This is a genomic window from Streptomyces sp. NPDC054786 (assembly GCF_053611685.1).
In genome coordinates, this window is the sequence record NZ_JBSHAW010000042.1 from 37,709 (window position 1) to 60,977 (window position 23,269).

General features: G+C 71.0%; 24 protein-coding genes and 1 pseudogene. 10 read left to right on the forward strand and 15 right to left on the reverse strand.

Going from position 1 to position 23,269, the window contains the following annotated elements; translation table 11 throughout:
* Positions 1–21: 21 nt before the first annotated feature.
* The 4 genes from ACWGI6_RS30090 to ACWGI6_RS30105 all read right to left on the reverse strand — a co-directional run bounded on the left by ACWGI6_RS30090 (position 22) and on the right by ACWGI6_RS30105 (position 3,527).
* On the reverse strand, positions 22–558 hold the full coding sequence (locus ACWGI6_RS30090) for a hypothetical protein (protein ID WP_453270422.1): 537 nt from the start codon (positions 556–558) through the stop codon (positions 22–24).
* A 305-nt stretch (positions 559–863) separates the two neighbouring features.
* Positions 864–1,775: a trehalose-phosphatase gene (gene otsB / locus ACWGI6_RS30095; RefSeq protein ID WP_453270423.1), complete on the reverse strand. Its 912-nt coding sequence runs from the start codon at positions 1,773–1,775 to the stop codon at positions 864–866.
* A gap of 98 nt (positions 1,776–1,873) precedes the next feature.
* On the reverse strand, positions 1,874–2,161 hold the full coding sequence (locus ACWGI6_RS30100) for a DUF3263 domain-containing protein (RefSeq protein ID WP_453270424.1): 288 nt from the start codon (positions 2,159–2,161) through the stop codon (positions 1,874–1,876).
* 97 nt (positions 2,162–2,258) lie between these two features.
* The gene (locus ACWGI6_RS30105; protein WP_453270425.1) at positions 2,259–3,527 is read right to left on the reverse strand and encodes an ABC transporter substrate-binding protein; all 1,269 of its coding nucleotides are present in this window, start codon (positions 3,525–3,527) and stop codon (positions 2,259–2,261) included.
* A 265-nt stretch (positions 3,528–3,792) separates the two neighbouring features.
* On the opposite strand from ACWGI6_RS30105, the gene ACWGI6_RS30110 reads away from it, so the two are divergent.
* The 3 genes from ACWGI6_RS30110 (at position 3,793) to ACWGI6_RS30120 (ending at position 7,063) form a co-directional block, all read left to right on the forward strand.
* Positions 3,793–4,719, forward strand: a complete 927-nt coding sequence (locus ACWGI6_RS30110; protein WP_453270460.1) for an ROK family protein — start codon at positions 3,793–3,795, stop codon at positions 4,717–4,719.
* Positions 4,719–5,930: an N-acetylglucosamine-6-phosphate deacetylase gene (gene nagA, locus ACWGI6_RS30115; protein WP_453270426.1), complete on the forward strand. Its 1,212-nt coding sequence runs from the start codon at positions 4,719–4,721 to the stop codon at positions 5,928–5,930. Before ACWGI6_RS30110 ends, nagA begins: the two co-directional genes overlap by 1 nt.
* Before the next feature lie 197 nt (positions 5,931–6,127).
* The gene (locus ACWGI6_RS30120; protein WP_453270427.1) at positions 6,128–7,063 is read left to right on the forward strand and encodes a 1-phosphofructokinase family hexose kinase; all 936 of its coding nucleotides are present in this window, start codon (positions 6,128–6,130) and stop codon (positions 7,061–7,063) included.
* A gap of 320 nt (positions 7,064–7,383) precedes the next feature.
* On the opposite strand, the gene ACWGI6_RS30125 is transcribed toward ACWGI6_RS30120, so the two are convergent.
* A complete protein-coding gene (locus ACWGI6_RS30125) occupies positions 7,384–8,289 on the reverse strand; it encodes a carbohydrate-binding protein (protein WP_453270428.1) in 906 nt (301 codons plus the stop codon).
* 261 nt (positions 8,290–8,550) lie between these two features.
* Positions 8,551–10,227 carry a diguanylate cyclase CdgB gene (cdgB, locus tag ACWGI6_RS30130; RefSeq protein WP_453270429.1) on the reverse strand — a complete coding sequence of 559 codons (1,677 nt, stop codon included), beginning with the start codon at positions 10,225–10,227 and terminating at the stop codon, positions 8,551–8,553.
* A gap of 427 nt (positions 10,228–10,654) precedes the next feature.
* Between cdgB and ACWGI6_RS30135 the strand changes: the two genes are divergently transcribed.
* Positions 10,655–11,155, forward strand: a complete 501-nt coding sequence (locus tag ACWGI6_RS30135) for a flavin reductase family protein (protein WP_453270430.1) — start codon at positions 10,655–10,657, stop codon at positions 11,153–11,155.
* 37 nt (positions 11,156–11,192) lie between these two features.
* Here ACWGI6_RS30135 and arfB read toward each other — a convergent pair whose 3' ends face one another.
* Positions 11,193–11,621: an alternative ribosome rescue aminoacyl-tRNA hydrolase ArfB gene (gene arfB, locus ACWGI6_RS30140; RefSeq protein ID WP_393908555.1), complete on the reverse strand. Its 429-nt coding sequence runs from the start codon at positions 11,619–11,621 to the stop codon at positions 11,193–11,195.
* Between the two features lie 202 nt (positions 11,622–11,823).
* Between arfB and ACWGI6_RS30145 the strand changes: the two genes are divergently transcribed.
* The gene (locus tag ACWGI6_RS30145) at positions 11,824–12,399 is read left to right on the forward strand and encodes a TerD family protein (protein ID WP_453270431.1); all 576 of its coding nucleotides are present in this window, start codon (positions 11,824–11,826) and stop codon (positions 12,397–12,399) included.
* 114 nt (positions 12,400–12,513) lie between these two features.
* On the opposite strand, the gene ACWGI6_RS30150 is transcribed toward ACWGI6_RS30145, so the two are convergent.
* On the reverse strand, positions 12,514–12,783 hold the full coding sequence (locus ACWGI6_RS30150; RefSeq protein ID WP_393908557.1) for a helix-turn-helix domain-containing protein: 270 nt from the start codon (positions 12,781–12,783) through the stop codon (positions 12,514–12,516).
* Positions 12,784–12,881: 98 nt separating this feature from the next.
* Here ACWGI6_RS30150 and map point away from each other — a divergent pair, with 98 nt between their 5' ends.
* Both map and ACWGI6_RS30160 read left to right on the forward strand, forming a co-directional pair.
* Positions 12,882–13,649, forward strand: a complete 768-nt coding sequence (gene map, locus ACWGI6_RS30155) for a type I methionyl aminopeptidase (protein WP_453270461.1) — start codon at positions 12,882–12,884, stop codon at positions 13,647–13,649.
* 92 nt (positions 13,650–13,741) lie between these two features.
* Positions 13,742–14,239, forward strand: coding sequence for a hypothetical protein (locus tag ACWGI6_RS30160; RefSeq protein WP_453270432.1), 498 nt, complete (start codon positions 13,742–13,744; stop codon positions 14,237–14,239).
* Positions 14,240–14,304: 65 nt separating this feature from the next.
* Here the strand turns inward: ACWGI6_RS30160 and ACWGI6_RS30165 are convergent, their stop codons facing one another.
* The 3 genes from ACWGI6_RS30165 to ACWGI6_RS30175 all read right to left on the reverse strand — a co-directional run bounded on the left by ACWGI6_RS30165 (position 14,305) and on the right by ACWGI6_RS30175 (position 17,926).
* Positions 14,305–14,949, reverse strand: coding sequence for a pentapeptide repeat-containing protein (locus ACWGI6_RS30165; protein WP_453270462.1), 645 nt, complete (start codon positions 14,947–14,949; stop codon positions 14,305–14,307).
* A 191-nt stretch (positions 14,950–15,140) separates the two neighbouring features.
* Entirely contained in the window at positions 15,141–16,244 is a 1,104-nt protein-coding gene (locus ACWGI6_RS30170) for an aminopeptidase P family protein (RefSeq protein ID WP_453270463.1), read from the reverse strand.
* A 404-nt stretch (positions 16,245–16,648) separates the two neighbouring features.
* The gene (locus ACWGI6_RS30175) at positions 16,649–17,926 is read right to left on the reverse strand and encodes an aromatic acid exporter family protein (protein WP_453270433.1); all 1,278 of its coding nucleotides are present in this window, start codon (positions 17,924–17,926) and stop codon (positions 16,649–16,651) included.
* 167 nt (positions 17,927–18,093) lie between these two features.
* Between ACWGI6_RS30175 and ACWGI6_RS30180 the strand changes: the two genes are divergently transcribed.
* Positions 18,094–18,396: a hypothetical protein gene (locus tag ACWGI6_RS30180; protein ID WP_453270434.1), complete on the forward strand. Its 303-nt coding sequence runs from the start codon at positions 18,094–18,096 to the stop codon at positions 18,394–18,396.
* Here the strand turns inward: ACWGI6_RS30180 and ACWGI6_RS30185 are convergent.
* From ACWGI6_RS30185 to ACWGI6_RS30200, 4 genes are all read right to left on the reverse strand, one after another.
* Positions 18,359–18,721: a hypothetical protein gene (locus tag ACWGI6_RS30185; protein WP_453270435.1), complete on the reverse strand. Its 363-nt coding sequence runs from the start codon at positions 18,719–18,721 to the stop codon at positions 18,359–18,361. The two genes, ACWGI6_RS30180 and ACWGI6_RS30185, sit on opposite strands and share 38 nt — an antisense overlap.
* 1,152 nt (positions 18,722–19,873) lie before the next feature.
* Entirely contained in the window at positions 19,874–20,728 is an 855-nt protein-coding gene (locus ACWGI6_RS30190; protein ID WP_453270436.1) for a helix-turn-helix domain-containing protein, read from the reverse strand.
* A gap of 24 nt (positions 20,729–20,752) precedes the next feature.
* A complete protein-coding gene (locus ACWGI6_RS30195; RefSeq protein ID WP_453270437.1) occupies positions 20,753–21,280 on the reverse strand; it encodes a DUF6879 family protein in 528 nt (175 codons plus the stop codon).
* The gene (locus tag ACWGI6_RS30200) at positions 21,258–21,485 is read right to left on the reverse strand and encodes a hypothetical protein (RefSeq protein ID WP_453270438.1); all 228 of its coding nucleotides are present in this window, start codon (positions 21,483–21,485) and stop codon (positions 21,258–21,260) included. Before ACWGI6_RS30200 ends, ACWGI6_RS30195 begins: the two co-directional genes overlap by 23 nt.
* A 451-nt stretch (positions 21,486–21,936) precedes the next feature.
* Between ACWGI6_RS30200 and ACWGI6_RS30205 the strand changes: the two genes are divergently transcribed.
* Positions 21,937–22,482 carry a hypothetical protein gene (locus ACWGI6_RS30205; protein ID WP_453270439.1) on the forward strand — a complete coding sequence of 182 codons (546 nt, stop codon included), beginning with the start codon at positions 21,937–21,939 and terminating at the stop codon, positions 22,480–22,482.
* A gap of 26 nt (positions 22,483–22,508) precedes the next feature.
* Positions 22,509–23,080, forward strand: a pseudogene (locus tag ACWGI6_RS30210) (GNAT family N-acetyltransferase).
* Positions 23,081–23,269 lie beyond the last annotated feature (189 nt).

The window sequence follows — 23,269 nt, forward strand, 5'->3', positions numbered from 1 at the left end:
TCCGGCCCGCAGGCCGCGTGGTTACGTTCGCTCGGGGGAGCTGCCGGCCGGGGCGGCATCGAGGAGGCCGCGCAGGGTCTCGCGGTGCAGGTCGGCGATCGGGCCGACCAGGTCAGGGTGGCGCAGCAGCGGCGCCGCACGGTGATCGCGAGGGCTGGGAATCGTCAGCCGGCGGGCGGTGCCCACGTTGTCCGCGCCGTGATGGGTTGCGGCCAGGCAGGCCGCCGCCACCACGGCGAGATCGGCGTCGGCCAGCAGGCAGGCCGCCCAGCTGACGACGGTTTCGTCCACCCAGCTGCGCCAGGCGTCTGCGGCTCCCTCCGGCGGAGGGGCACCGGCGCCGGTGACGGAGTCCAGCCGGGCGGAGCCGCCGGGGCCGAGCAGGATCACCAGTTCGGCGTCCAGCTCGGTGGGGTAGCGCAGGGCGGCGGCGATGGTGACCGCGTGACCTGCCTGGGCCTCGGCCAGGGCATCGTCCAGCGGGCCGGCCACCGACGGGAATGCCGACAGCAGCCAGCGGGTGGAGGCAGCTATGACGGGCGAGAGAGCAGTGTGCATGGAGGAACCGTCCTTCACATGTGCCCGCCGAGGCGCTGTCACCTGTGCGTGATCCGGTCGCGGGCACTCGGCGCGCCCAGGGCGCGCGTGGCAGGTAGGAGCGTAGAGCGGCGGCCCTGAGCGGGGACAGGACCTACATCACAGCCGGGTCCGGTCGGCGCGCACGGCCGCGGCCTGCGGCGGCCGGCTGAGCGGCAACGGGACGCACATCACAGCCCGGGGCCGGTCGCCCACCACGGCCCGCAGCCGTGACCGTACGGCCACGGCGCTTCAGGTCGAGCGTGCTGCGGCGCGCGAGGGCGCCCTCAGGGGCGCGCGCCCTGACCCTCGTCCAGCCGGTCGGCCAGGGCGGCGAGCAGCCCGACGACCCCGGTCGGGCCGTCGACCACCAGATCCGCGCGGTCGGCGAGCTCGGCGACCTCGTTGCTGCCGCTGCACACCAGGACGCCGTTGAGGCCGTCGGAGCGCAGCTTTTCGACGGCAGCGAAGGCCGCCAGGTCCCCCAGGTCGTCACCGGCGTAGAGGACGGTGGCGGCACCGGTCTCGCGGACCCAGTCGGCCAGGGCGACGCCCTTGTCCATGCCCGGCGGGCGGAGCTCCAGGACGAGACGGCCCGGCTCGACGATCAGGCCGTGGCGTTCGGCGAGCGCGGTGAGCGGGCCGCGCAGCCGGTCGAAGGCGCCCTGGGGGTCGGTGGCGCGGCGGGTGTGTACGGCGATGGCGCGGCCGCCCTTGCGCTCGATGGCGGTCTCGACCCAGGTGCCGTGCCAGACGCCGGAGGCATCCAGGACGCCGGGGAGCTCGCCCTGTATGGCGGCGACGCCGGGGTGCGGCGCAGGCGCGTGGACGGTGCCGGTGGCCGCCTCCCAGCGCTCGGCGCCGTAGTGGCCGAGGACGGTGAGATGGTCCAGGCCCGGTACGTCGGCGAAGCCGCCGAGGCGGACCGCGACGGTGGCCGGGCGGCCGGTGATCACCGCGGCGGCGCGCAGCCGGGGCACCAGACGGCCGAGGGCGGCGACGGCGCCGCCATGGGCGCGGGCCTTCTCCGGGTCGGGGACGATATCGGCGAGGGTGCCGTCGAAGTCGAGGGCGATGACGGCGCGTTCCGGGTGGGCCAGCAGCGCGGCGAGGCCGTCGCGGCCGGCCGGGGTGCGCGGGGCCGGCACGGATCCGGGTGTCGGCTGGGAGTGCGGCGCGGCGTTCGGGGGGCTGCCCATGGCGCCGACCCTACCGGGGTGGAACGGGCGCCGGGGGGAGCTTCCGGCGGCAGGGGGAGGGTGCACGGGCGCATCGGGGCGGCGGCCGGGCGCCCGCGTCAGCGGCGGGCGCGGCGGGCGTCCCGGACGCGGCGCAGGCGGTTGACCGTGACGGGGTCGTGGGCGAGCGCCCGGGGGTCGTCCAACAGGGCGTTGAGGAGCTGGTAGTAGCGGGTCGGGGAGAGGCCGAGCCGCTCGCGGATGGCGCGCTCCTTGGGGCCGGGGCCCGGCCAGGAGCGCCGCTCGACGGCGAGCACCGCCTCGTCGCGGGCGGAGAGCCCCGCGGAGCTCTCACCGGCCCCCGTACCGCCGGCCGGGCCGCCCGTGCCTTCCGTACCGCCTGTCATCACGCTTCCACGATAAGCGCACGGTCGGACAACGCCCGGCCCGTCGCCCCGGCCGGCACCGGCCCGGCCGCCCGCCCGCACCCCCGCGTCCCCACCGTCATTCGCCGGTGTTGTCCGCCGCGTCCGCGGTGTTCTGGATGTCGGTGAGCACCCCGGCCGGGTTGCCCCGCGGTCCCACCGCGGCGCCCATCTTCGCCTTGATGGTCTTGGAGATGAGTGGCCACGAGGTCTTGTCGGCCGGGTAGAACTCGGCGTTGGCGAGCTGCTTGAGGAAGCTGTGCAGCTTGGCGTACTTGTCGTCGGCCAGCATCGCCTGCGAGGCGAGGCTGGTGACCGGCAGCAGGCCGTAGTCGCCGGAGAACTTCTCGACGTTCTTGTCGCTGTAGACGAAGTCGAGGAACTTACCGACCTGGGCGCGGTGGCCGCCCTGCTTGAACGCCATCATCCAGTCGGCAACACCCATGGTGGCCTTGGCCTTGCCGTGGGCGCCGGGGAGCTCGATGCTGCCGTAGTCGATGCCCTTGGCCGCGGCCTGCTTCATCAGGGTGGGGTGGCCGTTGAGCATGCCGACCTTGCCGTCGGCGAAGCCCTGGAAGGCGTCCTTGCGGTTGAGCTTGGCCGGGTCGCTGCCGGTCAGGCCCTTGCCGACGAGGTTCTCCTTCAGCCAGTTGAAGGTCTTGACGTTCTCCGGCGAGTCGATCGTGTACTTGCCGATGCTGTCGGTGTAGCCGCCGCCACCGCTGAGCATCCACTGCATCGTCTCGGCCTGGGTCTCCTCCCGTCCGAGCGGCAGCGCGAAGGGCATCTTGACGCCGTGGGCCTTCAGCAGCTGGGCGTCGTGGGCTATGTCGTCCCAGTTCTGCGGCGGGGCGGTGATGCCGGCCTGGGCGAACAGCTTCTTGTTGTAGAAGAGCCGGCGGGTGCTGGCCCCGAAGGGCATGCCGTACTGGACCCGTTCGTACTCGCCGGCCTCCGCGAGAGAGGGGATGAAGTTGCTCTCGGTGGTGACGTTGAGCAGCTTGTCGACGCTGTAGAGCTTGCCCTTGGCGGCGTAGTCCGCGTACGCGCCGGTCTGTGCGAGGTCCGGGGCGTGCCCGTCCTTGACCAGCTGCTCGACCTTCTTGTCGACGTCCGTCCAGCTGTAGACCTGGACATCGACCTTGATGCCGGGGTTCTTCTTCTCGAAGGCGCGGACGAGTCCGTCCCAGTACTGCTGGGAGCCGTTGGACTTGCTGTCGCCGTAGTCCGCCGCGATCAGCTTGAGGGTGACATCGCCGTCGCCCGAGCCGAGGCCACAACCGGTAAGAGTCAGTGTCATGGAAGTGGCGATCGTCGCCGCCGCCAGGCTCAAGTACCGCCGCTGCACCGCTGTTACCGCCCTTTGTCCTGAAATTCCGTGCTTGCCGGGTATTAACCCCGCCGTCTCAGGGGTCCCCCTCCAACGGCATGAACAGCGAGTCTCCCCCGCGCTCTTTACAAGGTCTACACCACCCCCCGTTTACCGGAGGTACCCCCTTCGCGCCGTTCACTCCGTGCGATCCACCCGGTGAGTGGACTAGACCTTTCAGGCCGGATCGCGCAAAACTGTTCCCGTGAGACACGTCATCGCCCTCGATGTGGGCGGCACCGGCATGAAGGCCGCCCTCGTAGGGGTGGACGCGGCGCCATCCGGGGGGACATCGGCCGGCCCCCCCGTTCTGCTGTACGAGGCACGGCGCCCCACCGGCCGCGAGCGGGGCCCGGACGCGGTGGTCGAGGCGATCCTCGGCTTCGCCGCCGAGCTGCGCGACCTCGGCGCGGCCCGCTTCGGCGTCCCCGCCGAAGCGGCCGGCGTCGCCGTCCCCGGCATCGTCGACGAGCGCTCCGGCACCGCCGTCTACGCCGCGAACCTCGGCTGGCAGGACGTACCGATGCGGGCGCTGCTGTCCGAGCGGCTCGGCGGGGTGCCGGTCGCCCTCGGCCACGACGTCCGCACCGGCGGCCTGGCCGAGGGCCGGATCGGCGCCGGCCGGGACGCCGACCGGTTCCTGTTCGTACCGCTGGGCACGGGGATCGCGGGAGCCATCGGCATCGGCGGCCGGATCGAGGCCGGGGCGCACGGCAGCGCGGGCGAGATCGGCCACATCGTCGTGCGGCCCGGCGGACGCGTCTGCGGCTGCGGTCAGCGCGGCTGTCTGGAGACGCTGGCCTCGGCCGCCGCGGTCGGCCGTGACTGGGCGGCGGTCTGCCAGGACCCGCAGGCCAGCGCGGCGGACGCGGCCAAGGCCGTGGAGTCCGGCGACGAGCGGGCCCGCGCCGTCTGGCAGAACGCCGTGGACGCCCTCGCCGACGGTCTGGTCACCGGCCTCACCCTGCTCGACCCGCGGACACTGATCATCGGCGGCGGGCTCGCCGAGGCGGGCGACACGCTGTTCACACCTCTGCGGGAAGCGGTCCGCCGCCGCGTTACCTTCCAGCGGCTCCCCTCGATCGTTCCGGCGGCCCTGGGGGACGCCGCCGGGTGCCTGGGCGCAGGACTGCTCGCCTGGGATCTTCTCTCCACGGAGGTAACCGCCTGATGGCACAGCAACAGTCCGCGCAGCGGCCCTCGGACCCCGGGCGCACCGTTCTGGCCGGCGCCCGGGTCGCCCGGCCGTCCGGCGTCGTCGAGCGCGGCCGGATCACCATCGAGGGCGGCCGGATCGGCGATGTCCACAGCCGTGACCCCGAACTGGACGAGGCGGCGTCCGGACGCGTCGTGGACCTCTCGGGCCACCTCATCGTCCCCGGCTTCGTCGATATGCATGTGCACGGCGGAGGCGGCGGCTCGTTCTCGTCCGCCGACCCCGAGGAGTGCATGACGGTGGTGGAGACCCACCGCAGGCACGGCACCACCTCGATGGTCGCCTCCACCGTCACCGGCGAACTGGCCGACCTCGCCCGGCAGGCCGCGGTGCTCGCCGAGCTGGTCCAGCAGGGCGAGCTGGCCGGTATCCACTTCGAGGGCCCGTTCATCTCCGCGCAGCGCTGCGGCGCCCACCAGCCGGAGCTGCTGCGCGACCCGGACCCGGCCGACGTCCGCAAGCTCATCGGCGCCGCGCACGGCACCGCGGCGATGATGACCGTCGCGCCCGAACTGCCCGGCGGCCTGGAGTCCGTACGGCTGCTCGCCGACGCCGGGGTGATCGCCGCCGTCGGCCACACCGACTCCACCTACGACGCCACGCGTCAGGCCATCGAGGCCGGCGCCACCGTCGCCACCCACCTCTTCAACGCGATGCCCGCGCTGGGCCACCGCGCGCCCGGCCCGGTCGCCGCGCTCCTGGAGGACGAGCGGATCACCGTCGAGCTCATCAACGACGGCACCCATCTGCACCCCGCCGTCCTGCAGCTCGCGGTCCGCGAGGCCGGCGCCGGTCGGGTCGCGTTCATCACCGACGCCATGGGCGCGGCCGGTATGAACGACGGGATGTATCCGCTCGGCCCGATGCAGGTCGAGGTCAAGGACGGGGTCGCGCGGATCAGCGAGGGCCCCACGGCCGGTTCGATCGCCGGCTCCACCCTCACCCTGGACCGGGCCTTCCGACGCGCCGTCACCCTCGACGGCCTGACCATCGACCAGGCCGTACAGGCACTTTCGGCCACCCCGGCCCGCCTCCTGGGCATCGACGGCCGCACCGGCTCCCTGCAGACCGGCAAGGACGCCGACCTGGTGGTGCTGGACGCCGCGTACGACCTGGTGGGGGTCATGCGCCGGGGCGAGTGGCTGGTGCGTCCGGCGGGCGTCTGACGCACGTACGGCGGCGGGCCGGCCGCACCGCCGGCCGGCCCTCCGGCCGGCCCCGGAGCATCCGGCGGCACTGCCGGGTCTGGGCCAACCACCACCGGCGATGGCATGATCGCTCGCGCACTTGTCCGTATGCCGCCGCCGCGTGCGCGGTTGTCCGACGCCCGGCCGCCCGGCCATGACTGCCCGGAGGGGCGACCATGATCCTTACGGTCACGCTGAACGCCGCCCTGGACATCACCTACCGCGTTCCCCAGCTCCTTCCGCACACCACGAACCGGATCACCGAGGTGTCCGAACGCCCCGGCGGCAAGGGCCTGAACGTCGCCCGGGTCCTGGCCGCGCTCGGCCACCGCGTGGTCGCCACCGGCTTCGCGGGCGGCGGCACCGGCGAGGCGCTGCACGCGCTGCTCGCGGAGACCGAGGTCACCGACGCACTGGTGCCGGTCGGCGGCGCCACCCGCCGCACCGTCGCCGTCGTCGACGCGAGCAGCGGTGACACCACCCAGCTCAACGAGCCGGGCCCGACCGTCTCCCCCGCCGAATGGGACACCTTCCTCGGCACCTACCGCGAACTGCTGGGCGAGGCACGGGCGGTGGCCCTGTGCGGCAGCCTGCCGCCGGGCGTTCCGGTCGATGTCTATGCCCGGCTCACCCGGGCCGCGCGCAGCGCCGGCGTCCCGGTCCTGCTGGACACCAGCGGCGAACCGCTGCGCCGCGGCCTGGCCGCCCGCCCCGACCTCGCCAAGCCCAACGCCGATGAACTCGCCGCCCTCACCGGCAGCACCGAACCGCTGCGCGCCGCCCGCGACGCCCGCCGCCGCGGCGCCCATGCGGTGGCCGCCTCACTCGGCCCGGACGGCATGCTCGCGGTGACCGCCGACGGCACCTGGCAGGCCGTCCCGCCACGGCGGATCGCCGGCAACCCGACCGGCGCCGGCGATTCCGCTGTGGCCGGCCTGCTGTCGGGGCTGGTGGAGGAGCTGCCCTGGCCGGACCGGCTGACCCGCGCGGTGGCGCTGTCCGCGGCGACCGTACGGGCCCCGGCGGCGGGCGAGTTCGACGCGGCTACGTATGAAGAGCTGCTGCGGACGGTGAGGGTGGCAGCGCCTTCGCCGGAGGCACGCGGTACATGAAGTGACTGCCCGTCAATTGCGCTGGCCGGTATGTGCCTTGTTGCGAGCTTCTCGGCCGGTGAGCGTCGCTCTACCTTGATCCTGCTGGCGCGGGGGCCCGTCGGACAACGATTGCCTCAAGGTGGTGTGGGGCAAACAGGTCGGGCTGGGTCGCCGCCGCCTGCGTGGAGGGTGGCCGCGTCCAGCCTGACGGAGCGGACGCCACATCGGACGAGAAGGCGCATCCCGTACGCGTGGGGAGCTCGACCGTCCAAGTGGCCGATGCGCCTCCCCTGTTGAGCGTCACGGGGCCACCTCTCAGCGGCGCCGCCACCGGCCCGTCAGCGCCTGGCCAGCCACACCTTGTCCAGGTTCACATCGCACTGATTCCCACTCTCGCAGGACAGCTTGACGGTGTTGGTGCCCTTGTTTAGCTGCACATACGACCAGGTCCTGGTCCAGCCCTTGTCCCAGGCGCCTTCCGGGGCGTGCGCGAAGTTCTCCATGTTGATCGGCCGGCCGTCCGCAGCGCCGTTCACGTTCAGCGTGAGGTTGGCGTCCTTGCCGGGAACGCCGTAACCGACCCAGAGCTTGTACTTGCCGGGAGCCTTGACATCAACCGTCCACGTGGCCGCCGCGCCGGGGGTGTTCATGCCCGCCACATACGTCCCGCCGGGCGAGCGCGCGCCCGGGATGTCCTTGGCGGTCGTCGCCCCGCCGTCCAGCCGCAGGCTGCCCGCGTTCTCCTTGGGCAGCTTGCCGGGAGCGGGCTTCTTGGGCTTGTCACCAGGGGCCACCGTGTCACCGGCCGTCGGTCCCGGCTTGCCCGCGGTGTCCTTGGCGTCCTTGCCGTTGGTGAGCATCGCCACGCCGATGCCTATGCAGACCACCGCGACCACCGCGACGGCGCCGATCAGCAGGCCGTTGCGGCCGCGGCGCGGCTCCGGGCCGCCGTTGCCGGGGGCCGGGGCGGAACGCGTGCGGTCACCGCCGGGCAGCGTTTCCGGGGCGGCGTAGTGGGCGTTCTGCTGCCCGTACGTCACCTGCTGCGGGGCCTGCTGCCCGTACTGGCGCTGGCCGACCGCCCGCACCTGGTTGTAGGAGGTTCGCGGGACGCCCGGCTGCCGCGCCGCCGCACCGTCGCCCGACGGGCCCGCCGCGCCGCCCTCGCCGCCTTCCGAGCGGTAGAGGTAGCCGAACGGGTCGTCGTTCTCCGGCGTGTCCGCGCCGTTGTTGCCGGCCGTCATTCCGTGTCACTCCCAAGCGATCTGTGCGCGTCTGTACGCGTCTTCCCGCGTGCGCTGTCGTCTTCTGCGCGAACTGTCTTTCGGGCCCCCGTCGGCGCCGCGCCGCATCGGCGCAGCCTACCCCCTCAAGGCCTGCACACACCGAGGCCGGAGGGCCACAAGATCGCTACGGATCGGTGAACTGCTGGTGCGGGGGCCGGAGCGCGCCCGGTGTGAGATACGCGGCACCGGGCCGGGCCGTCGCGGCGGGCCGCCCGCTGCTCAGCCCGCCGCCCGCCGGTTCGCCTTCGAGCGGGAGCGCTTCTCGACGTACATCCGCTGATCGGCCGACTCCAGCACTTCCTCGGCCGACATCCCGCAGCTCGCCCAGCCGATGCCGAAGCTGGCACCCACCCGGACCGCCCGGCCCTCCACCCGGATCGGCGGGATGATCGCGTTGCGCAGCCGGACCGCGAGGTCCTGGGCGTCGGCGGTGCCGAGGCCGTCGGCGAGCACCACGAACTCATCGCCGCCGAGCCGGGCGACCGTATCGCCGTCCCGGACGCCGCTGGTCAGCCTGCGGGCGACCTCGATCAGCACCGCATCGCCGGTGTTGTGCCCGAAGCGGTCGTTGATCGACTTGAAGCCGTCGAGATCGCAGAAGAGGACCGCGAGCCCCTTGGAGCCGTCGTCGGCCGGCCCGTCCGCCGGGGCGGCGAGATGGACGTGGTGGTCGAACGGGGCCGGGGGCCCGCCCTCGAAGCCGTCGAGCCCGTCGAACGGCTCCTTGCCGTCCGGCCGGAAGCCGTGCGGACCGCGGGAGACGGAGCCAAGGCCGCCAGAGGAGGCGTAGGCGTCCGCCATCGAGCCCGGCGCGCGCGAGCACAGCCGGGCGCCGAGCCGGGCCCGCAGCTCGGCGCTGTTGGGCAGCCCGGTCAGCGAATCGTGGCTGGCGCGGTGCGCGAGCTGGAGCTCGTGCCGCTTGCGCTCCTCGATGTCCTCGACGTGGGTGAGCAGGAATCGGGGCCCGTCGGCGGTGTCGGCGACGACGGAGTTGCGCAGCGAGACCCACACGTAGGTGCCGTCCCTGCGGGCCAGCCGCAGCTCGGCGCGGCCGCCCTCGGCGGAGGTGCGCAGCAGCGTGCCGATGTCCTCGGGGTGGACCAGGTCGGAGAAGGAGTAGCGGCGCATCCCGGAGGCCGGGCGGCCCAGCAGCCGGCACAGCGCGTCATTGGTCCGTAGCAGCCGCCCGTGCTCTTCACCGCCCATTTCGGCCACGGCCATCCCGCTCGGGGCGTACTCGAACGCCGCCCGGAAGCTCTCCTCGCTGGCGCGCAGCGCCTGCTGCTCGCGCTCCAGCCGGACCAGGGCGCGCTGCATGTTCGCCCGCAGCCGGGCGTTGCTGATCGCGATGGCGGACTGGAAGGCGTACATCTGCAGGGCTTCCTGGCCCCAGGGGCCGGGCCGCCGGCCGTTGCGCGGCCGGTCGACGGAGATCACTCCGAGCAGCTCGCCGCCGCCGGTCGCCGTGGTGTACATGGGCGCGAAGAGGCGGTCCATGGGGTGCCACTCGTCGGGGAACCGGGGCGCGGGTCCGGCCGTGTGCCACTGCGGTACGTCGTCGTCATCGAGCACCCAGCCCTCGGTGTGCGGGATGAAGCAGAGGTCGCCCCAGCGCTCGCCCATGGACAGCCGGCGGTCCCAGGAGGTGCGGGAGCCGACCCGTCCGGCCATCAGCGCCTCGGCGCCCGCGCTGCCGGCGACGGCGGCGACCACGAGATCGCCGTCGGGGCGGACGAGATTGACCGCGGCCAGCTCATAGCCGAGCCCGGTGATCGCGCCGTCGGCGACCGTCTGCAAGGTGTCCGCGAGGCTGCGTGCGGTATTCAGCTCGGCGACCACTTGGTGCAGCTGCCGCAGGGTCGCAAGACGGACGTATGGCTCCGACTCGGTCTCCATCGCTCGCTCTCCCTGAGACCTCGACAGCAAACTCCACGATTCTTTGTCGTCCGATTCCCAGCTCACTGAATCACAGTGAGCTGTTCACCCGGTACACAGGGTCAACAATTAGCGCCTGCTGTGACTCAAGTCACAAACCCTGCGGAACGTTTGGCGATCTTCCATCCATCCGACACGGGAGCGCGCCTTCACTATTTCTACACTTCCTGAACGCAAATTTCCGAACGTTCCGGACTTCCGTCGTCAGACCTAGGACGCGGGTGGTCCCCGGGCCCGATGCGCGCAGGGGGCGGGCGAAGTTAGCGTTTATGGCGTGTTCACGAAAAGCCCTGCCGATGCGGCGGCCTCCGAGGCCGCCGCTCCTTCCGCGCCCGCCGTCGCCCTCACCTCCGTGCCGGGCGGCCCGCCCATCCCGCATTCTGTTGGGGTGAGTGACGACGAGTTCCGTGCCGCACTGTCCCGCCTCGCCGCCGGCGTGGTGCTGATCACCGCCCACGACCCGGACGACGGGCCGCACGGCGAGGACGTCGGCATGACCGCCACGGCGTTCCTGTCCGTATCCCTCGACCCGCCGCTCGTGATGGTGAGCGTTCGCAACGACTCACGGATGGACGACCTGCTGGAGCTGCAGCCGCTCTGGGCCGTGTCGGTGCTCTCGGGACATCAACGGCAGATTGCCGGACGGTTCGCGATGAAGGGCCGCATCAGCGACCGGCTTCTCTTCGAGGACATTCCGTCCGTACGGGGTGAAGTGTCCGGCGCCCGGCTCATCGGCGGCGCGCTGGCGACCCTGGAGTGCCGCACCGAGCAGCGGGTCGCGGCCGGCGATCACACGCTCGTCATCGCCCGCGTCCTGGCCACGTCGGTCTCCAGCGACGACGACGGGCCGCTGACGTACTTCCGCGGGAAGTACCGGCAGTTGGGGTGAGTCCGCAGGGCACGGCGGCCGGGGGCGGCGGGGGCGGTCAGCCCCAGTCGCGGCCCGAGCGGCCGCGCTTGGTGTCGCCGCGCTGCTTCTTCTCGCGCAGCCGCCGCTCGTTGATGCCCCGTGGGATCCGTGACTTACGGCGGGGCTTGGGCGGTGGCGCGGTGGCCTCGGCCAGCAGCGATGCCAGCCGGACGGCGGCGGTCTCGCGGTTGCGCCACTGCGAGCGGTGCTCGGAGGCGCGTACGGACAGCACGCCGTCGACCAGCCGGCCCGCCAGCCGCTCCAGGGCGCGCTCCTTCCACACGGGCGGCAGCGCCTGCGTCTTGTCGAGGTCGAAGCGCAGCTCGACCTGGCTGTCGCTGGTGTTGACGTGCTGGCCGCCCGGACCTGAGGAACGCGAGAAACGCCATACGAGCTCGGCCTCTGGAAGAGCGACCGAACCGCGGATGACATAGGGCCCGGACATGAGTCCTATGATCCCGCGTGTCACCGGGCCCCGTCACCCGCTTTTCGGGGTCGTCGCCGGACGTCCACATCAGGATTCGGCAAAGAGAGTAAAGACTGCTGGAACCTGGCGGTCCCCTGATGGCGTTGTGGAGGGTGACGGTAGCTTCGTCCGCAGTACGGAGCCCGACGCTTCGACGAGTCGACAAGGAAAGGGACATCCCATGGCTGTAAGCCTGTCCAAGGGTGGCAACGTCTCGCTCACCAAGGAGGCACCGGGCCTGACCGCCGTCACGGTCGGCCTTGGCTGGGACGTCCGCACCACCACCGGCACGGACTTCGACCTCGACGCCAGCGCGATCGCGGTCAACCCCAGCGGCAAGGTCTACTCGGACCAGCACTTCATCTTCTTCAACAACAAGGCCGCGCCGGACCAGTCGATCGTGCACACCGGCGACAACGTCACCGGCCAGGGCGAGGGCGACGACGAGCAGATCAACGTCAACCTGGCGGCGCTGCCGGCCGACATCGACAAGATCGTCTTCCCGGTCTCGATCTACGACGCCGAGAACCGCAGCCAGAACTTCGGCCAGGTGCGGAACGCCTTCATCCGCATCATCAACCAGGCCGGTGGCACCGAGATCGCCCGCTACGACCTCAGCGAGGACGCGGCCACCGAGACGGCCATGGTCTTCGGTGAGCTGTACCGCAACGGCGCGGAGTGGAAGTTCCGCGCGGTGGGCCAGGGCTACGCGTCGGGCCTCGTCGGCATCGCGCAGGACTTCGGCGTCAACGTCTGAGCCACGCCTGCATCCTGGCGCGGCCAGGTCAGCGCAACGGAGGGCCGGTTCCCCATGCGGGGGCCGGCCCTCGGCGTGTTCGAGGGGGCCGCGGTGGGCGCTGTGCGGCCCCGCTCAGGCGACCGCGTCCTCGGCCGCTCCGGGGGGCACGGCCAGCACCGCCACCTCGTCCAGTGACAGCCCGAGCGTGCCGGCCAGCGCGGCGACCGTGAAGAACGCCGGTGTCGGAGCCCGGCCGGTCTCGATCTTCCGCAGCGTCTCGGCGGACAGCCCCGCCGCCGCCGCGACCTCGACCATGCTCCGCTCGCCGCGCGCCCTGCGCAGCAGCGCGCCGAGCCGCTCACCGCGTTCGCGTTCCCAAGGAGTCAGTGGAGTGCGCACCATGCCCGTGATACTAATACCGGTAAAGAAATACCGGTAAAGAAATACCGCCCGTGCTGCCGCTGTGCGGTGCGGGCGGCAACGAGCGGGAGGTCGTACACATGGTGGAGATCAAGACGGATGCGGCACTGGACGCCATGCGGGTGGCGGGCCGGGTCGTCGCCGACGCGCTGGCCGCGGCGCGTGCGGCGGCCGCCCCTGGCGTGCGGCTGCGGGACCTGGACGAGGTCGCCCGTGCGGTCCTGCGCGAGGCGGGCGCCGACTCACCGTTCCTCGGCTACCAGCCGTCCTTCGCCCCCACCCCCTTCCCCGCCGTCATCTGCGCCTCCGTCAATGACGCGATCGTGCACGGCATCCCTGACGGGTCCCGGCTGCGCGACGGCGACCTGGTGAGCATCGACTGCGGCGCCCTCGTGGACGGCTGGGCCGGCGATGCGGCCGTCAGCTTCACGGTCGGCACCGCCCGCGCCGAGGACCAGCGGCTCATGGACACCACCCGGCAGGCGCTGGCGGCGGGCATCGCGGCGGCCGTGGTCGGCGCCCGGATCGGCGACATCTCCCATGCGATCGGCAGCGTCGGACGCGCGGCCGGCTACGGCATCCCGCGCGACTTCGGCGGGCACGGCATCGGCCGCCAGATGCACGAGGACCCGGCGGTCCCCAACGACGGCCGACCGCACCGCGGCTTCGTCCTCCGCCACGGACTGGTCCTCGCCATCGAGCCGATGTTCCTGGCCGGCGGCAAGGACGCCTACGGCGAGGACGACGACGGCTGGACCCTGCGCACCGTGGACGCGTCCCGCGCCGCCCACTTCGAGCACACGGTGGCGGTGACCGACGAGGGGCCGCGGGTACTGACCATGGCGTAGGGGGGAGGGCGGGCCGCAGAGGGCGCGGGGGCGGGCGCCGGCGGGGCGGATGCGGGCGCCTGTCCGCCGCACCGGCGTGACACCATCAAGACGTGATCGACCTCGGCTACTCCCTCTCCCGCCGCTTTCCGGATCCGCCGCAGACGGACTACCGGACCGCGGATGTGCGCACGCTGCGCCATGACCTCTTCTGCGGCGACGTCTACCTCGCCGACACGAAGAAGGACCGCGAGCTGTCCACGGCCTGGGGCTGGGTACCGGTCCTCGACTTCGCCTGGGCGCTGTGCGACATCGTCGAGCAGCTCGACACCGACCCCCGGGGCAACCGCTCCGCCCGCCCGGTCCACGCCGAGCTGGACTTCACCGAATCCGCGGACCGGATCTTCTTCGAGCGCCGCTTCGGATGGGTGGACGTGGATGCCGACTGGATGCCGGCCGACGAGGCCCCGCTCACCTTCAACCACTCCGCACTGCGCCGCGAGGCCCGCGACTTTCTGCACGACCTGATCGCCGACCTCACCGATATGCACGACGGCCTCGACGACAACCCGGCCATCTGGGACCTCCAGGCCCGCTTCCCCCGCATCTGAGCACCGGCGGGGCCGGCCAGGGAGCTTGCCGGCATCCCCTGATCCGCAGGACAGGCCCCGACGGCTCACTCCACCCGCACTCCTGCCTGCGCCGCGAACGCCGGGGCCAGATCGAGCAGTTGGGACGCGCTGATCACCGCACCCGACAGCCGCTCGATTCCTCGCGCGACATCCAGCGCGGCCGCACCCCGCAGATCGACGTCCTTCATCCGCACCTCGGAGAAATCCACCCGCGCCAGGGTGCAGTCGTCGAACGTCACCCGCTCCAGCTCGGCCCCCGCGAAGTCCGCCTCGACCAGCACACACCCCTCGAAGGCGACATCCCGCAGCTTCGCCTTCCGCAGATTCGCGAAGTCGATCTTCCCGCCACGCACCACGACGCGCTCCAGCACCGCACCGTGCAGCTGCGTCCCGCCGAGCCGGGCGTCCGACACCTCCACATCGCGCAGGGACGCCTGGGAAAAGTCCGTGCCGACCCCGCGCACACCGCTCAGCACGCTGTCGATGATCCGCGCCCGGCTGAACACCGTCTCGTCGAGCGTGCACCGCCGTATCGCGCAGTCCATGAAGCGCGCGCCGCGCGCCGACTGCCCCGCCCAGTCGGCGTCCGCGAACTCCAGCCCGTCGTAATCCCCCTCGGTCTCCAGCTCCGCGCCGTCGTACGCCGCCAGCTCCGGCAGTCGCACCTCCGGCCGCCGCACCGCCCGCACCGTCTCCTTGCCGCGCCCTGCCACGCGGTCACCGCCTTCCCTGCCGGCCCTACCGGTCCGCCGTGCCTGTCCACGCCTGCACACCCCATCGTGAACCACACCACTGACAACCCACCCTGACCTGCAGAAACACCCGGCTCATCGACGGCTTGCCGAGGCCGCGGCCGTCCTCCGCCGAAGCGGCCGGGGTCCTACCGCACCACCGCCATCTCCCGCGCCGTCTCGTTCAGCCGCCGCCCGCCCGACTCCGTACACGTCACGATGTCCTCGATGCGGACGCCGAACCGCCCCGGCAGATAGATCCCCGGCTCGATCGAGAAGCACATCCCGGGCACCAGCGGCAGATGCTCGCCCTCCACCAGATACGGCGGCTCGTGCGTGGTCACCCCGATGCCGTGCCCGGTCCGGTGGATGAAGTACTCGCCGTACCCGGCAGCCTTGATCACCTTCCTGGCCACCCGGTCGATGTCCTGGCACGCGACGCCCGGCCGCACCGCCTCGAACGCCGCCTGCTGCGCCTCCCGCACGATGTCGTGCACCTTGCGCTCCTCGGCGCCCGGCTGCCCGACGTGCACGGTCCGCGACGTATCCGACCCGTACCCGTCCTTGAGGCCACCGAAGTCGAGCACGACCATGTCGCCGTCCTCGATGACCCGGTCCCCGGCCTCGTGGTGCGGATTGGCGCCGTTGGGGCCCGACCCGACCACCGTGAAGTCCACCTGGCTGTGCCCGTGCTCGGTCAGCAGCCGCGCCAGATCCGCCGCCACGTCGGACTCCCGCCGACCACCGAAGCGCACCCGCAGGATCCCCTCGTACGCCGCATCCGCGGCGGCGCCGGCCGCGGCCAGCCGCGCCACCTCATGGGCGTCCTTGACGGCGCGCAGCATCGGCAGCGCCTCCGTCAGCGCGGCGTAGCCGGCCCCTGGCAGCGACCGCTGCAGCCCCAGCAGATGCAACGCCCATGTCGAGTCGGACACCCCGTAACGCCCTTGCGGATCCACCCACTTGGCGACCTCCGCATACGGTTCCGAGCCGTCGGTCCACCCCGACACCTCCATCGCCGGCGCCCCGGCCGAGCGCTCCGCATCCGGGTACTCCAGTACGGGCACCAGCAGCCGCGAGCGCCGCCCCGGCTCGATCACCAGGGCGGTCAGCCGCTCGGTCGCCGCGGGCGGCCGGTAACCGCACAGCCACAGCAGATCCGGACCCGGCGTCACGATCAGCCCGGCCAGCCCGGCGTCGGCGGCGGCCCGGCCCGCCCGGTCCATCCGCCGCTCGTAGTCCTCGTGCGTCATCAAAGTCACCATGCCGGTGAACTTACGCGGCTACGCCCCTCCCGGCTCGTCAAAACCCCTCCTCCACCGGCGCCTTCACCCCTCCAGTTCACCGTCCCGGTCGCCCCTACGGCTCATCCCCCGGTAGGTCCTGCCAGGTCACCCCGCCACTTCCCCTCCCTCCTCGGCTCACCCGGCGCCTCCCGGTTCACCGCTGGCACACGGCGGCACGGTGACCGTACGCACCGCACCGGGCAAGCGCAGCACCTTCACCGTCACACTGCCCGCACCACGGTGAACGGCCGACGGGCCTTCCCCGCCACAACTGCCTGCGCCACGGAGAAGGGCCGACGGGCCTCCCCGCCACAACTGCCCGCACCACGGAGAACGACCGACCGGCAGGCCTCCCCCGTCAAGCGACCCGCTCAGCGCGGCGCAAGCTCCGTCCCCCCTCGCCCATTCCCATTCCCATCCCCATTCCCATCCCCATTGCCATCCCCTTCTCCCTGGTCGACGTAGCGCCGGAGTACGTCGCAGGTGTACTGGAACTCGTCCATGAGCCGGGTGGATTCGACGACCAGGACCCCGTACGGGCGGGCCGGGTCGGCAAGCGGCAGTTCGGCCCGCTCGGCCTCCTCGGTCACCTGGCGGCACCGTCGCTGCGCGGCGTCCGCCAGCCGGCACAACTCCTGAGCCTGCTCGTGGAGACGGTCCTCGTCGAGCGTGCCGAGGACCCGCGTGATCTCGGCGACGGCTTCCAGGAAGTCGGCGTAGCGCCCGAGGAAGGACCGGTAGGAGTGGTTCTCCTCGGCCTCCTGCCACTTGTCCAGGCTCCGCGTGAGCGACGCCACCTGGTACAGCGCCCGTTCCAGCGAATCCAGCACCGCGCCGTACCCCTGGAACGTGGTGGGCCCCTGGTACCGGCCGAAGAGCCGCCGGGGGTTGTAGTAGAGGCTCTCCCGGGCGGTGCGCAGCCCGGACCTGGCCTGCGAGATCAGCTCTTCGGTCTGCGCGGCCCGGGTCCGCCAGTGGTTGCTGCGCTCCGCGTCGAGTTCGCCCTCGCGCAGCGCCGGATGCATGTCACCGACCAGGTCGCACAGTGCATGGGCGAGGGTGCGGATGCCGTGCTCGGCACTGCGGTAGCGCATCGGGGGCACCACAGCGACGTTCACCACGACGCCTACGCCGCAGCCGATCAGGACCAGCAGAATGATCTGCCCGAGCTGGGTGACCTTGTCGAGGTCCGAAGTGGCCGAGATATAGGTCGAGAAGGCGAAGAACGCCGCCGTGACGACCTGGGAGCCCTGCGACCCGAGCGCCGGCCACCGCCCGATGATCAGCGCGACCAGTGCCACCAGCACGAACGTCGGCAGGTCGGGGCCGACCAGAAACCCCAGGGCGGCCTGCACGGCCACGCCGGTCACCACGGCCCCCACGTAACGCAGCGACTGCAGCAGCGACTGGTAGACGGTCACCTGCATAATCAGCACCGCGGAGAACGGCGCGAACGCCGGCGACTGCGCATTCAGCAGGTGGTACGAGATCACCCACGCCACCGTGGCGGCCAGCGTGCTCTTGCCGGTCAGCAGCAGGGTGTCGCGCTCATGGCCCGCCGACCCCCACGCCCGCCGCCACCACTGGCGCGCCCGGTGGACCCGCCCCTGCTGCGCGGGCCGCTCCCGCCGCCCCTCGCCCTCGGCCATGCCCACACTCCGTCCGTTCCCGCCCCCACCACACCGTTCCAACGACTCCGCGCCCGTTCCGTCCCGCTACCCGCCGATCGCCATGACATCCACGCCGGGACGGGGGGTGTCCCTGCTGACCCGTCGGCCGCCCGCCCCGGACCTCGCCGACGGCTGGCCCCGGCTGGATGGCTCCGCCGATCACCAAAGCGTCGACGACCCCGACGTGGCTCGCCGAGCACGCGCGCGCCGAGGCTGCCCTCGCCCGCCTGCCCCGGGTGATCCCCGAAATCACCGTGCACCTTGACCCGCAGATCAGCCCGGACCCGATCGGCCGGTACGTCCGGCTGCGGATCCGCGATGGCTGGTTTCCCGACGGGCTCGACGTGCGGCACCGCGTCGTCGGCATCTCCGTCACGCCCCCCGAACGCGGCAAAGCCGAATCCGTGAAGCTCACATTGGAGACCCCGTATGGCGACAGTACGCAGTGACCTGCTCGACCGAATTCGCGATCTTGTGCGCCAGGTGCGCGAGCTCGCCGGCCGCTCTCAGACCCGCCCCACGCCCCCGCACCGTCCAGGTCTTGCCGTCGTCGGAGGGGTAGCTGGCTTTGATCCCCTCGACCTCAAGCAGCTGGCGGTAGTACCAGCCACCACCGGTGACGATGAAGCCGTCGGGCGCCTGCACCTCGACCTTTCCGATCCCCTTGGCCGTGATGACCTTGTGCTCCAGCCCAGAGGCGTTCTTGCCTCCGAGAGCCTTGTGCGTCGCGTCGCGCGCCTGTCCCGCGGTCTTGCCGATTCCGGACAGACTCATGGCGCCACTCCTTCAGTTCGGGTGATCTGGGAGCAGATATACCGTGGGCAGAACCCGTCCTGAGTGTTCGTCACCTAGTTGGTCGAGCGCCGTGGCCCCCGCATGGAATCTCGCTGAGGATTAGCCAACAGCACCCGCTTTGTGAGGGCCGGTCACTCGGGGGTCATCAGGGGAGGGGGCACTCGTGGTACTTGGCGAACTCCACGAGTCCTGCCGAGCCTCGCCGACGTCGTAGGCGCCGCCGGCTGCGCCCAGTCATCCGGCAACTCACCCGCTGACGACAACGCCCCCTGTACGGCCGTGCGCGGGCCGCACAGGGGGCGCTTTCGTCGTTGCCGGGCTACTTCCCGCCGCCTCCGCTCGGCTCCGGATCGCGCGGAGCCTCCGGGGGCATCGGGCCTCCGTCATGCTGGCCACCGTCAGCCGCCGTCACAGCAAGGCGGTCTGCCGGGTGACGGAACGGGACGCCGTGCCAGCCTTCAGCGTCGGGCGTGCGCGTGCCGTACGTATCAACGCTCACAGCGCTCATTTACCAACCTCCTCTTTCACGAGGAGCCATGCCGCCGTACCGTCGATGGCATGACCCGTAGGCCGCAGAGGCTTTCCTCTGCGGTTGGTCACCCGTCCCGGCTGCTCGACTGTCCAGGTTTCCGCCGTCGGGGCGGGAGTCTTCAGGCTCCGGCTATCGCCGGGCAGATGTGGCACACCCAGATGCCGGCCTCTTCTTCATTCATCGTGTGCCCGTGGCCGCAGAGCATTCACTGACGCCCTTTGGAATGGCAGTCAGGGCACGGAAACGGGCACGATTGAACCCACCAGCCCTCGACGTTCGGCCTATGCAGGTTGGGGGCGATCACGACGCCTCAGCGTGCCTGTGACCGTGGTTTCGGATCTCCCGATCAGCAGCGCACGCCGCAGCCCAGTCGTTCCGATTCCGCGCTTGATTCCGCTGGAGCTCCAGCGCAGTGCATACCTTGCAGCCGGGGGCCGGCCGGCCATCCAGCAGCCAGCCGTCAAGCGGTAGTTCCACGGGCGGTTGGCTGTACCGAATTGGGCTCGTCATGGCGTCTCCGCTGGGTGAACGGCTTGTCTTCCCGACGGTATGGAGAGCGAAAGGGTCAGCTCAATGAACTTCTACGAACTTGCACGCCGTCACCCGAGCGTGTCGATTGCCGAAGTGATGTGCTTCCTGGCTGCCGCCCCGTAGACAGCGATGCCCGCGAGTTCGGTGAATGTCTTGGCGTACTCGGCGATTTCGCTCGGTTGCTTCACGTTGAGGCCGGCGGACACCAGTTCACTGGCAGCCTGTTTCTCGTCGTAGAGCGAGAAGGACTCACATGGCCATGCATTGCCGCGTACGACCCCCATGGGGATCACGCCGAGGCTCAAAGAGGGCGCGGCCGTCATGCCGATCAGGTGGCCCAGCTGGCTCACCATCGTGGCGGAGTCGCCGATGACGGTGCGGAGAACCCATTCCTCAATCAGGAAGGCGAACCGGCGCCCTCCTGTGTACAGGACCCGTTGGCGCTCCATGCGCGCTGCAACGGCCTCGCCGGTGTCACCGGGGGCGTCCCGGACGGAGGCAACGGTGTTGAGGATGGCTCGTGTGTAGTCCTGGGTCTGGAGTAGCCCTGGGATGACCCACGACTGATAGAAGCGGAACCAATGGGTTCGCTCGAAGAGCGGTTGTACCGACTCCTGGGCGCGCTTCAGGCCGGGGCTCTCCAGGCGACGCCACTCCACGTACATGCCGTCGATGCCGCGGGCGGTCGCGATGAGGTCCGCGGCTTGGCCCTCGGCGTGACAGATTCGGGTCCAGGTACGGATGTCCTCGTCGGAGGGAGGGGTCCGACCGTTCTCAAGGCGGGAACTCTTCGACTCGTGCCACCCTGCCGCCGCCGCCACTGCGCGGGAGGTCAGGCCGGCGTCCTTGCGAATCTCGCGGAGACGCTTCCCCAGCGCTTCCCTGGCCTGCTGGACGCTGGACGACGGCGACGAGGGGGACACGGAGAGTTCAGCCCTGTTCGTGGATCAGACCGGCCTGTAAGCCCCGTGCGGGACTGCGCGTTCCCAGACCGCCTCGAAGGCCGTCGAGCAGAGACGCACGAGGGCCGGTTCCGTCGTTCGTTCCTCGTCTCCCTCGGGTGACAGCTCGCCATCTCCGGTGAAGTGCAGGAACACGACCAGGCTGCCATCGAGCAGCCAGAAGTCATTGCCGGGAAGCGCCAGGTCCGACACGTTGCGACGTGGCAGCCAGCGCACCTGCTCGCCGGCCTCCACGTTGCTTGGCGTGAGGTGATGCTCATATCGGAGGTAGTCGCTCATAGGCTCGGAGAAGATCCGAGCCCGACGGACTTCCACACCACGCGTGGTGATCTCTCGCATCAGGGCGAGCCAGGGGCGCGAGGCCGGGTCGTTCTCGGCGGGGACGCTCTGCGGGTCCTGTTGCCAGGAGACGAATCGCGGGTCGGATCGCATGTATCCGTCCCTCATCTCCAGGTGAACGGCGGAGCGCTTGGCCTGCTTGAACAGATCGCTAAAGGTCAGCTCGGCCGCCACCGCGTACCTCCGGAAAGAACTGTGCCATGTACTTGGGGATCTCTACGACCGTCTCATGGTCCGGGAGATCCAACTCGGAGAGTCGTTCGCCATCCAGGACCTTCAGGCCCTGGACCAGGTACTTGTCAGCCACGTCGTCGTAATAGACGGTGGCGGACTTGCCCTCGGGGGAGTTCGGGTCCTTGCCGAGCAAGTGCAAAGCCATGGTGCCCTCCTCACTCGTTGAAGATGATCTCTATGTACGAGCTTGCGCCAAAGTCCCCCTGCTGCGCACTGAACTTGCACGAACTTGCACGGACTTAAGGTTCCTGCGATCGTCCCCCACCCCCTGTTTACGCTCCCTGTCCCGATAGTTGGAACCTGACCGGCCAACCGGCAGCGTGGCAGCAGGGCGGGTGCAGGAGATATGCGGTCGCCCGGCCCGCTCTCTCCCATCCAGACGACCGCTTCGCAGTGCTCAGGTCGTCCCTTGAGCGTGCGCAGGTGACTGGGGCCGTCGAGGGAGGTTGGGGCCGTCCACGGGAGCGGGGCCGGCCCCGACCAAGCTGTGCCATGCGCGCCTGGGTCCGCGGCCTGCAATCCCTGATCGCCTACTGGGACGGCCGACACCAGGAAGCCTCCAATACGCTTCCCTCGGCATCTCTCAGGTGGGGGGCGTGACTGGCACCAGCGCCGTATGGCTGTCTTGCTTGCAAGCCCGTGCAGGAGCCGCACTCGGCGATGTGGCTGCCGTACGGGAATCCCTCACAGAAGCCGAACGGGCCCGCGATGCGGTGTCCTCCGACGACCTGGACGAGTTCGGCGGCATCATGACCTTCCCCGTACCACGCCAGCTCTACTACGCCGCCGACGCCACCGCCTGGCTGTCGAACGCCCCCGAGGCGGAGCATCAGGCTGAAGCGGCCGTCGCCGCCTACCGCCAAGCGGAACCCGCAGACTGGGCATTCGGTGACCAGGCCGGTGCCCACACCGACCTGGCCCTCGCCCGCATCCACGCCGGAAATCTCGACGGTGTCGACGAGGCCATGCGGCCCGTTCTCGACCTATCCGCCGATCAGCGCATCAACGGCATCGTTGCCTCGGTGCGGCAGGTCCACACCGCGCTGCGTGATCCCCGGTGGCTCACCGCACCCGAAGCCCGCGTGGCACGGGAGGAAATCGAGGCGTTCACCGCGGCCCCTGTCGCCGCCCTGCCCAGGTAACACTGCCCGCGAGTAGGGTCCCAACCATGCACCCGGTCGACATCGCAGGCCCCCGGCTTCAGTTGCGCGAACTCACCAGCGACGATGTGGACGCCGTACACGGCATCTACGGCGACGCCGAGGCCACCCGCCACCTGAGCTTCGAACCCCGAACCCGTGAACAGGTCGGGGAGATCGTCGCCCGCTCCATCGACTCCTCCGGCGAGCACCCCGCACCGAATACGCTCTCGGCGTGGTCCGCCAGGAGGAAAGGGATCTGGTGGGCTTCGCCCGCCTGGCGCTCGACCCGCACGCCCAGAAAGCCGCCACCATCGGCTTTGCTCTGCACCCCCACACTTGGGGGGCGGGCCTGGGCACCGAAACCGTTCACCTGATGTGCGCCCTCGGCTTCAACCACCTTGGTCTGCACCGCATCTGGGCCGCTCACGCACCGCTGAACTCTGCCTCCGCCAAGACCCTGCTACGCGCCGGTATGACGGAGGAAGGCCGCATTCGGGAGCACGTGTTCGTACGAGGAGCGTGGAGGGACTCGATCACGTACTCGGTCCTCGATCACGAATGGCGGGAGTCAGATGGATTCGCGGAAGTCAACGGATGAGACTCACTGCATCGTGACCAGGTGCAAAAGCGCCCCGCCTGCCATAGCGAGCCGTTCGGTCAGGCAGACGCTGCATCCCCACCGCACTCAATCCGTCCCCTGCCCGGTCAACACATCCGCGGCCCGGTGCACTCGACGTAACGGGCCGCGGCTGCTTGGTCTCAGACCAGGGGATTCGCGCCGATCGCC